Source organism: Shewanella sp. SM101 (assembly GCF_025654465.1).
GTDB lineage: Bacteria > Pseudomonadota > Gammaproteobacteria > Enterobacterales > Shewanellaceae > Shewanella > Shewanella oncorhynchi.
Genome location: NZ_JAKKRH010000049.1, coordinates 20771 through 30455, shown reverse-complemented (window position 1 = coordinate 30455; position 9685 = coordinate 20771). Strand labels below are relative to the sequence as shown.

7 protein-coding genes are annotated in these 9685 nt (G+C 47.4%); 4 read left to right on the top strand and 3 right to left on the bottom strand.

Annotated elements, in window-relative coordinates:
• Window positions 1–823: 823 nt before the first annotated feature.
• Window positions 824–2320, bottom strand: coding sequence for an aldehyde dehydrogenase (locus L5M38_RS20185; protein ID WP_263180148.1), 1497 nt, complete (start codon window positions 2318–2320; stop codon window positions 824–826).
• 280 nt (window positions 2321–2600) lie between these two features.
• On the opposite strand from L5M38_RS20185, the gene L5M38_RS20180 reads away from it, so the two are divergent.
• From L5M38_RS20180 to L5M38_RS20165, 4 genes are all read left to right on the top strand, one after another.
• The gene (locus L5M38_RS20180) at window positions 2601–3938 is read left to right on the top strand and encodes an aspartate aminotransferase family protein (protein WP_263180147.1); all 1338 of its coding nucleotides are present in this window, start codon (window positions 2601–2603) and stop codon (window positions 3936–3938) included.
• Window positions 3939–4007: 69 nt separating this feature from the next.
• Entirely contained in the window at window positions 4008–5498 is a 1491-nt protein-coding gene (locus tag L5M38_RS20175; RefSeq protein WP_263180144.1) for a CoA-acylating methylmalonate-semialdehyde dehydrogenase, read from the top strand.
• A gap of 30 nt (window positions 5499–5528) precedes the next feature.
• Window positions 5529–5894, top strand: coding sequence for a cupin domain-containing protein (locus L5M38_RS20170; RefSeq protein ID WP_263165567.1), 366 nt, complete (start codon window positions 5529–5531; stop codon window positions 5892–5894).
• Window positions 5895–6153: 259 nt separating this feature from the next.
• A complete protein-coding gene (locus L5M38_RS20165) occupies window positions 6154–6801 on the top strand; it encodes a TorF family putative porin (RefSeq protein ID WP_263180143.1) in 648 nt (215 codons plus the stop codon).
• An 82-nt stretch (window positions 6802–6883) separates the two neighbouring features.
• Here the strand turns inward: L5M38_RS20165 and nagP are convergent, their stop codons facing one another.
• Window positions 6884–8182 (bottom strand): N-acetylglucosamine MFS transporter NagP, encoded by a 1299-nt coding sequence (gene nagP, locus L5M38_RS20160; protein WP_263169592.1) that lies wholly within the window; start codon window positions 8180–8182, stop codon window positions 6884–6886.
• A 328-nt stretch (window positions 8183–8510) separates the two neighbouring features.
• Window positions 8511–9665, bottom strand: a complete 1155-nt coding sequence (gene nagX / locus L5M38_RS20155) for a transmembrane glucosamine N-acetyltransferase NagX (RefSeq protein WP_263169589.1) — start codon at window positions 9663–9665, stop codon at window positions 8511–8513.
• Window positions 9666–9685 lie beyond the last annotated feature (20 nt).

The following is a 9685-nucleotide window of genomic DNA, read 5'->3' as shown; positions in this document are numbered from 1 at the left end:
CGTTAATAATTAACCAACCAGCAAGTTGCTAAGACACTTGATTTGATGATGAGACAGTCAGACTGATCTACTGAAAACCTTAGCTCGGTATAGGCTCATAATGAAGCCGCAAGGATGATAAGGACAGTAGAAGCAGATATCCATCAGGGCCAGAGGCATACCTCAATAACAGGCCGAATATATGGGTGCAATGAACTCTTCTCAAAATCGCTATCGAATGTCTTGCAAACCGGATGGGTCCATATATGACCGACTAGCTTTCGCAGGTGCAGGGACGCATTCTTCGGAAGCGATAGCAAATTTGGCAATGAGCACAAGGGGCTTTCAACTCCGTTGGGGGCGTCTTGGAGCATCCAAGGAGGATAGGACGAGCAGTCCTCCTTGGTCGGGTGTGGGGTGAAGCCCCACGACTTTGATTTTGATTAAAGCATTCAAAATACGAAACACACTTTGGGGCAATAGCTTTTTAGCGAAACAAACAGCGAAAGGGTCAGTGAGGATTGGCATTGTTGTAACAGTGACCGTTAGCGACATGGCCGCTTTTTCATATCCCTGTGAACGCGGCATATACACTTCCGTATACTGTAGATGCCGCCATCGAGCCTATAGGGATTCTTCTTTTTAAATCTAAAGACGGCGAGTCACTGGGGAAATAATGACAATAAATGCAGCACAACTGACGATACAATTGTCTTGCTTTGGGCAAAACCGCCCTAAAAATAAAAACCTCTTTCCATGTAATATGAAAAGAGGTTTTAGGATTGAGCGAAAGTGGCTCCTTCTCTTATATAGATAAAAAAGAGCGGTTATAAAAACAGTTCGCTTATAGCACGATCCAAGTCGCTTTCAGTTCTGTGTATTTGTCGAAGGAGTGCAGAGATTTATCTCGGCCATTACCTGACTGTTTATAGCCACCGAATGGTGCAGTCATGTCACCGCCATCGTAATGGTTGATCCACACCATGCCAGAGCGAAGGGCTTTAGCGGTTTTATGGGCCTTGCTAATATCCGACGTCCACACGCCAGCGGCTAAACCGTAGATGGTATCGTTGGCTATTGATATCGCTTCTTCCATGCCATTAAATTCAATAACAGATAACACAGGGCCAAAGATTTCTTCGCTGGCAATTTTCATCTGATTGTTTACGTTAGAAAATACCGTTGGCTGCACATATACACCGCCCGTGTCGGCCATAACTTGGCAGCCACCGTGGACTAAGGTTGCACCTTCGTCTTTACCCGCTTTGATGTAACTGAGTACTGTATCTAACTGTTGTTTATCGACAACGGCGCCGCTCACAGTGGCGGGATCGAGTGGATGCCCCGGATGCCATGAGGCTAACTCCTCAGCAATAAGCGTGATAAGCTCATCTTTCACCCCGGATTCTACCAGCAAACGCGAACCTGCGGTGCAAACTTCACCTTGGTTAAAAGCAATGGCTTCGGCAGCAGCAACAGCAGCGGCTTTGAGATCTGGCGCGTCATTAAAGACGATATTAGGGCTCTTGCCTCCCGCCTCTAGCCACACGCGTTTCATGTTCGACTCACCAGCGTAAATCATTAATTGCTTGGCAATTTTGGTGGAACCTGTGAAAACCAGCGTATCCACATCCATATGCAACGCTAAGGCTTTACCCACGGTATGACCAAATCCTGGCAACACGTTGAGTACGCCTTGTGGGATCCCAGCTTCAATAGCCAATTGCGCCATACGGATAGCCGTTAAGGGTGACTTTTCAGAGGGTTTTAACACCACACTATTACCCGTGGCCAGCGCGGGCCCGAGCTTCCAACACGCCATCAGCATTGGGAAGTTCCACGGAACAATCGCGGCCACAACCCCCACAGGCTCACGGGTGATCATGCCAATTTCATTGTGAGCCGTTGGCGCAAGTTCATCGTAAATTTTATCAATCGCTTCACCAGACCAGCGAATCGCACGGGCAGCCCCCACTACATCCACAGCCTTGGAGAAACGAATCGGTTTACCCATGTCGAGGGTTTCTAACAGCGCGAGTTCATTGGCATTTTCCTCCAGTAACTCGGCAAAACGTATCATCACTTGTTTGCGCTTTACCGGAGACTGCTGCGACCAAACACCAGACTCAAATACGCTGCGGCCATTAGCAACCGCAAGATTGGCATCTGCAAGATCGCAACTCGCCACTTTTACCAACAAGCGGCCATCGATAGGACTAATACAATCAAAGGTGTTACCCGAAACGGCATTTTGGTATTCGCCATTGATAAACGCCTTACCATTAATAGACAGGCTGGCAGCCAGACTTTCCCATTCGCTGCGTTTCTTCGGTGTGCTCATGATGACCTCTTAATAATTCGTATAGGTGTGGTTTATCGTTCATCGACAAGAAAATAGTGGCCCGTGACGACTTTAGCGCAAATGCTAAACATCACCACAGTCATAATCCGAGCTTCAGGTTACGCTGTTTAAGCAATAAAATTCAATATTTTTTACAAAAATAGCTTTTTTGCCACAAATAACTGCACACTGCTCTTCCATGTTCATTATTTCTAACATAGCATAGCAAATATTAGCCACCCTAAAACAAGACCTGAAAATACAGGACAAGGTAGACACTATGGCCGATTTGCCGCTCAATTCCTCAAGCGTACCCTCACTTGAACATTTCTGGATGCCTTTTACCGCTAACCGCCAATTCAAAGCCAGTCCGCGGTTACTCGCCAAGGCCGAAGGCATGTATTACACGGATATTGATGGTAATAAAGTGTTAGATGCTACCGCAGGTTTATGGTGTTGTAACGCAGGCCATGGTCGCAAGGAAATCAGCGAAGCGGTCAGCAAACAAATTAAAGAGATGGACTACGCGCCGTCCTTCCAAATGGGTCATCCGATTGCCTTTGAACTTGCCGAGCGCTTAGTCGAGCTCAGTCCTGAGGGATTGAACAAGGTCTTCTTTACTAACTCAGGTTCTGAGTCCGTCGATACTGCACTTAAGATGGCACTTTGCTATCACAGAGCCAACGGTCAAGCCTCACGCACCCGCTTTATCGGCCGAGAAATGGGTTACCACGGTGTAGGTTTTGGCGGTATATCTGTCGGTGGATTAAGCAATAACCGCAAAGCATTTAGTGGCCAATTATTGCAAGGCGTCGATCACTTACCTCATACCTTAGATATCCAAAATGCGGCATTTACCCGCGGACTCTCGTACTTTGGCGCTGAAAAAGCCGAAGTATTAGAACAACTAGTGACCCTGCATGGCGCCGAGAATATTGCCGCCGTAATCGTTGAACCTATGTCGGGTTCTGCTGGGGTAATATTACCGCCACAAGGTTACTTAAAACGTCTGCGTGAAATCACTAAAAAGCACGGCATCCTACTGATTTTTGACGAAGTTATTACTGCTTTTGGCCGCGTTGGCGCCGCTTTTGCGAGTCAGCGTTGGGGCGTTATCCCAGATATAATCACCACGGCTAAAGCCATCAATAACGGCGCCATCCCTATGGGCGCAGTGTTTGTGCAAGATTTTATTCACGACACTTGCATGCAAGGCCCTAATGAACTGATTGAGTTTTTCCACGGCTACACCTATTCAGGTCATCCAGTGGCTGCGGCCGCGGCGCTTGCCACACTATCAATTTATGAGCATGAGCAATTATTCGAGCACAGTTTTGAGCTTGAACGCTACTTTGAAGATGCAGTACACAGCCTCAAAGGGTTGCCGAATGTGATTGATATCCGCAACACAGGCTTAGTGGCGGGGATTCAATTCTCCCCTAACGCTCAAGGCGCGGGTAAACGGGGTTACGGTGTGTTTGAACACTGCTTCCGCCACGGCACTTTAGTGCGCGCCACGGGTGACATTATTGCCATGTCACCACCACTGATTGTCGATAAACGCGAAATTGACCAAATGGTTAATAGCCTAAGCGATGCCATTAACGCCGTTGGATAATAGCACCAGCGGTTCGTTCTACTCTCACATTTAACACCCCACTGCGGCGGGGAACTTCAAAGGTTAACTATGCTCAAGATCACTCATTTTGTTAATGGTCAGCACACCCCTGCCAGTACCAGAACTCAAGATATTTTTGAACCTGCCACGGGTGAACTACGTGGCCAAGTCTCACTAGCAAGCGAAACCGAAGTCGGCGAAGCCATCGCGATCGCTAAAACCGCCTTTGAAACCTGGTCGCAAGTCACGCCGCTCAACCGTGCTCGAGTGCTGTTTAAATTCAAAGCCTTAGTTGAGCAGAACCTAGATGAAATGGCGCAGCTTATCACCCGCGAGCACGGAAAAGTGATCGACGATGCTAAGGGCGAGTTGATCCGAGGTCTCGAAGTGGTCGAATTTGCCTGTGGTATTCCGCACTTGCTTAAAGGTGAACACACCCAGCAAGTGGGTGGCGGCGTCGATTCTTGGTCAGTTAATCAAGCTTTAGGTGTTGTCGCAGGCATAGCGCCCTTTAACTTCCCCGTGATGGTTCCCATGTGGATGTTCCCAATCGCGATTGCCTGCGGTAACACCTTTATTATGAAACCCTCGGAAAAAGACCCAAGCTCGGTGATGCGGATTGCCGAGCTGCTTAAAGAAGCGGGGCTTCCCGATGGCGTGTTTAACGTGATTAACGGCGACAAAGAAGCCGTCGATACCTTACTCACCCATAAAGATGTGCAAGCGGTGAGCTTTGTAGGCTCAACTCCGATTGCCGAATACATCTACAGCACAGCCTCTAAACATGGCAAACGCGTGCAAGCCTTAGGCGGCGCGAAAAACCATATGTTACTCATGCCAGATGCAGATTTAGATCAAGCCGTTAGCGCCTTAATGGGTGCCGCTTACGGCAGTGCTGGTGAGCGTTGTATGGCAATTTCAGTTGTACTCGCGGTAGGCGATGTGGGCGACGCGTTAGTGGAAAAACTGCTACCGCAAATCCAAACCTTAAAAGTTGGCAACGGCCTAACACCAGAGATGGAAATGGGTCCGCTGATCTCAAAACAACACCTTGCCAAGGTCACCCAATATGTTGAAGCCGGTGTGCAAGAAGGTGCAGTGCTGCTGGTCGATGGCCGTAAACTGAGGGTGGAAGATCATCAACAGGGTTATTTCCTCGGCGCCTGTCTATTCGACCATGTCACGCCTGAAATGAGCATCTACCGCGAAGAAATCTTTGGCCCAGTGCTGGCGATTGTGCGCGTGAAAGATTACCCAACGGCGCTTGAGCTGATTAACCGACACGAATTTGGTAATGGCACGGCGATTTTCACCCAAAGTGGTGAAGCGGCGCGGCATTTCTGCCACCACGTACAAGTCGGTATGGTTGGAGTGAACGTGCCGATCCCGGTGCCGATGGCGTTCCACAGTTTTGGCGGTTGGAAGCGTTCACTGTTTGGGCCGCTGCATATGCATGGTCCCGATGGCGTGCGTTTTTATACCAAACGTAAGGCAATTACTGCCCGCTGGCCCGTAGGTAAACAGACTCAAGCTGAGTTTGTGATGCCAACGATGAAATAGCCGAATGTCAGCTCAACAAGGAAATCGCAAATGACTGTGAGTATCAACGCCATTATTCGCTTTGCTGCGGCGCAAACACCCGTCGAAACCTACCAGTTACCGACGGAAAAGTTGTTAGCTGGTAATCCAACTCAAGGGCTAGAGAATCATTATTCTAGCCCTTGTGATCAATTTCACAGTGGAATTTGGCAAAGTGAATCAGGCGCTTGGAAAATAAACTACACTGAATACGAGTACTGCGAAATCCTCGAAGGGATGAGTGTTATCACCGATCTTCAAGGTCAATCGCAGACGTTCACTGTGGGTGATAGGTTTATCATACCCGCGGGTTTTCAAGGCACTTGGGAAGTCGTAGAGCCCTGCCGCAAGGTTTACGTCATTTACGAACAAAAGTGAGATCAACGAGGCTGATGTTAGCCTCAAAAAAGCTAAGTTATCTTAGCAATAACTCGCCATGAGGTCACAGCAACGGGTTTTCCTAGGCTGTTGTTTGGCAAACCAACGGATGCACTGGCGCGATTGAATAACCATGGTCGCCAGTAACACGTCCGAGTCAACAAAGAAAATGGGAGAAATACCGTGCATAATAATCTGAAAAAAAAAACGGCTGGTACAGCTTGTCGGACTCGCGCTAACCACGACCCTATTCTCCGGCATGGTCGCCGCCGAAGTGACTGGGGAAATTAGTCTTACTAACGACTATCGTTTTCGCGGCGTATCACAAACCGCTGGCGATCCTGCCCTGCAAGGTGGTATCGATTGGAGCTTTGATTCGGGTTTCTCTGTCGGGGCTTGGGCAAGTAACGTGGACTTTGATGAGCCAGGTTATAACGGCCCAGCGATCGAATACGATTTCTATGTCGCCTATGGTGGTGAGATCAACGAAGAGCTGACCTACGACATCACCCTTAACCGTTATAACTACTCAGGCGAGAGTGATATAGGTTATTTCGAAGTGATTACGGGTATGGAATTTAAGGGCTTTCGCCTAGCCTATTGGTTTACCAATGATTACGGTGGTACTGACTTAGATTATCACTATGGAGAACTAAACTACTCCTACGAATTTGTTGAAAACTGGAGTATCGATCTGCACTACGGCTATAACGTGGGTGATGCCTTAGATGATGGTGAAGGTTTTGATAGCTACTCAGATTACTCTGTTGGCGTATCGACCGAATTGGCAGGCTTTGGGCTTTCTCTCGCTTGGTTAGGCACAGATCTCAGCGGTGACCAAAAAGTCTCTGACGGTGCATTTAAAAACTCAGATACCGTGCTTGCGAGCGTAAGCTACGCGTTCTAATTTCGCCTTAGCTTGGTCCAACTAAGACACAAAAAAGCCCTCATCATCGAGGGCTTCTTTTTAGCTGTTCAAACAGACTTGACTACCAACTGCGCATCTTATGGCCTTTCACCGCGTAGAAAAGGATGAAAAAGTAGCATGGCAACATCACAATATAACCACCCTGCATGCCCATATCTGTCGCCGAACTCATTAAGCCCCAAGACACTGGACCAAAGGCGCCACCTGCAATCCCCATGATGAGAAGCGCAGAACCTGTACTGGTCAATTTCCCCATACCAGATAAAGCTAGTGGCCACACCGCAGGCCAAACAATCGCATTAGCTAAACCAAGAAAAGCAATCATCAACAAAGTATCGGGCAGTGCCACACCGCCAAAAGGCACTAACAAAACATTAGCAATAGCGTAGGAATTATTGTCGCCAAACAAAATACCGCATGTCAGTAACAAACCCAGAATAGCCGACACCATCAAAGCCTTAGGTTGTGAAATAAAACGAGGAATTAACAGGATACCTAAAGAATAACCCAGCACCATACACACCATAGTATAGGAAGTCATAACACCGTATGACTCTATGCCTAAAGACAAAGCAAATGTACCAATGGTATCGCCAGCAATAACCTCTACAGCAACATAAACAAACAGCGCTAACACGCCAAAGGCTAAGTTAGGGTGAGATAATGCCGCTTTAAGTTGCCCTTTATCCGTATTTTCAGCAGCTTCATCTTCATTCAACAACTCTGGCAAAGGTGATTTTTTTACCGCGAGCGCTAAGATACCGATAAAAATGGCCATGCCTAAATAGGGGAATACTAAACCGTCAGCCATTTCTTCAATTTGTACTTGAGTTAGCTCAGTACCAATACGGTCTTTAAAGCTGTCTAAAATCAACGCCGAAAACACCAAAGGCGCAATCACACCCGCACCTTTATTCAAAATACCCATCACACTGACACGGGCGGCCGCAGATTCTTCAGGCCCCAAACGCACCACATAAGGGTTAACCGCAGTTTGTAACAGGGTTTGGCCTGCACCCATCACTAATTGGGCGAAAAGGAATAGGGCAAATATTTGTGTTTCCGCAGCAGGGATAAACAGTAAGCCCGCCAACATCATCACGCCCATGCCTATCGCCATACCATTCTTATAGCCGACTTTGCGAATAAGCCAAGCGGATGGCAAGGCAGTAAAGGTCACGGCAATGTAAAAAGAAAACAGGATCAACGACGCTTGAAAGGGATTGAGTTGCAATATTTGTTTCAAATAAGGCATCAAAGAACCATTCAACCAAGTGGCGAATCCGAGGATGAAAAAGAGAGCGGCCACTATGGCCATGGGGAGAAAGCTGCTTTTCTGCTGGCTTTTATCGAGTGTCATTTCCATAAACCTGCTTCTTATAGTAATTAATTATTTAGGTGATAACGGGGTTTAAATTAATACCTAAGTTCCCGAATATCCGTATCGCGACTCGTCCGCAATGGCTAATGTTATCATCCAAACGCACCATTGTTTCAGTGATGTTAAAACAAATAACACAAAAAGACAACGCTGTCATTTAATAAATTCTCGCGAATATTCCCTCGTAATCATCGATTGGCCAACTGATAAGTTATAAGTAAGTGATGACTCACATCCAGAAAATAATGTAAAAAAAGCCGCAGACACTGAGTGTGTGCGACTTATCTCAAGCGATTAAGCAAACAGACTAAATCCTGACAAAAATATTGCGGCGATACATCCAATATAAAACCAGCCACTGCACCGCAAGCAAGCTGATAACCGCAGCTAACGCTTGAGCGCTTTCAGGCAAGGCCTGCACTAAGCCGCCAAACACACTTTGAGCAATATATTTCCAATCCACTAAGCTCGACGCTAAATAAATGATGATGGCGTTGGTGCCTATCACCACAAAGAAAAAGGCGGCTTTTTGCCACTTAAGCACATCGACTAAGGCATAGAACACTGCCAGCAGAATCATGCTCCAGCCCGACGTCACCAGCACAAATGAACTGGTCCACAGCTCTTTATTAACCGGAATGATAAGATCCAACAGCCAACCTAAGGCTAAGCAAACACCACCCGCAGCGGCAAGTAATCCCACTTTAGCCCAGTCACCTTTAGGGTGGGATTTAACAATAAAGTGGCCAACAAACACACCCGCTAACGCATTGACTATGGCGGGGATAGTCGACAGTAAACCTTCAGGATCGGGTGTACGTCCCTGATAGCTTATGCCGGGGAATAACATCGAATCGACATAGGCATTGATGGATTCCGTTGGCGAAAGCACGCCCGCCTGTCCACCGGGGAAAGGCAACCAAAGTTGCATTGCGCCATAACCGAGTAAAATGCCCAAGGCGACAATAACTTGCGTTCGTAAGCTCGTATGCCACACCAGTAATGCGGCAAAGAACCATGCAAAGGCGATTCGACCTAACACACTGGCATAGCGAATTTTTTCAGGATCGGCAGGCGCGCCCGTACCCCAACCGTGATTATATAAAATGCCCAGTAGCAGCAATAAAAAGAGTCGTTTAATCCCATGCCGATACACAGGTAATCGATCCTTCATCGGTAATTTATCTAAACGTTTGGGAGATAAACCTAAGGCCACACCAGAGAGGAAAATAAACAGCGGAAAAATCAAATCGTAGAAGTGAAAACCATGCCATTGGCTATGGTGCATTTGTTCATCGCCCCATTGCCAACCTGCCCAGCCCGTTAAAATAAGCAAGCCCCCAAACAGGGCCTCACCGCCCAAAATCCAAAACATATCGAAGCCGCGCAGTGCATCCAGAGACATCAACCTAGGTTTATTCACCTTTACTGGCACAATTGCATTTGTCTGTGTCGTCCCCATGCCATCATCCTTTATTATTG

Coding starts and splice junctions, on each gene's coding strand:
- L5M38_RS20180 (WP_263180147.1), top strand. CDS start 2,601: ATGGCCGATTTGCCGCTCAATTCCTCAAGCGTACCCTCACTTGAACAT.
- nagP (WP_263169592.1), bottom strand. CDS start 8,182: ATGACACTCGATAAAAGCCAGCAGAAAAGCAGCTTTCTCCCCATGGCC.
- L5M38_RS20175 (WP_263180144.1), top strand. CDS start 4,008: ATGCTCAAGATCACTCATTTTGTTAATGGTCAGCACACCCCTGCCAGT.
- L5M38_RS20165 (WP_263180143.1), top strand. CDS start 6,154: ATGGTCGCCGCCGAAGTGACTGGGGAAATTAGTCTTACTAACGACTAT.
- L5M38_RS20170 (WP_263165567.1), top strand. CDS start 5,529: ATGACTGTGAGTATCAACGCCATTATTCGCTTTGCTGCGGCGCAAACA.
- L5M38_RS20185 (WP_263180148.1), bottom strand. CDS start 2,320: ATGAGCACACCGAAGAAACGCAGCGAATGGGAAAGTCTGGCTGCCAGC.
- nagX (WP_263169589.1), bottom strand. CDS start 9,665: ATGGGGACGACACAGACAAATGCAATTGTGCCAGTAAAGGTGAATAAA.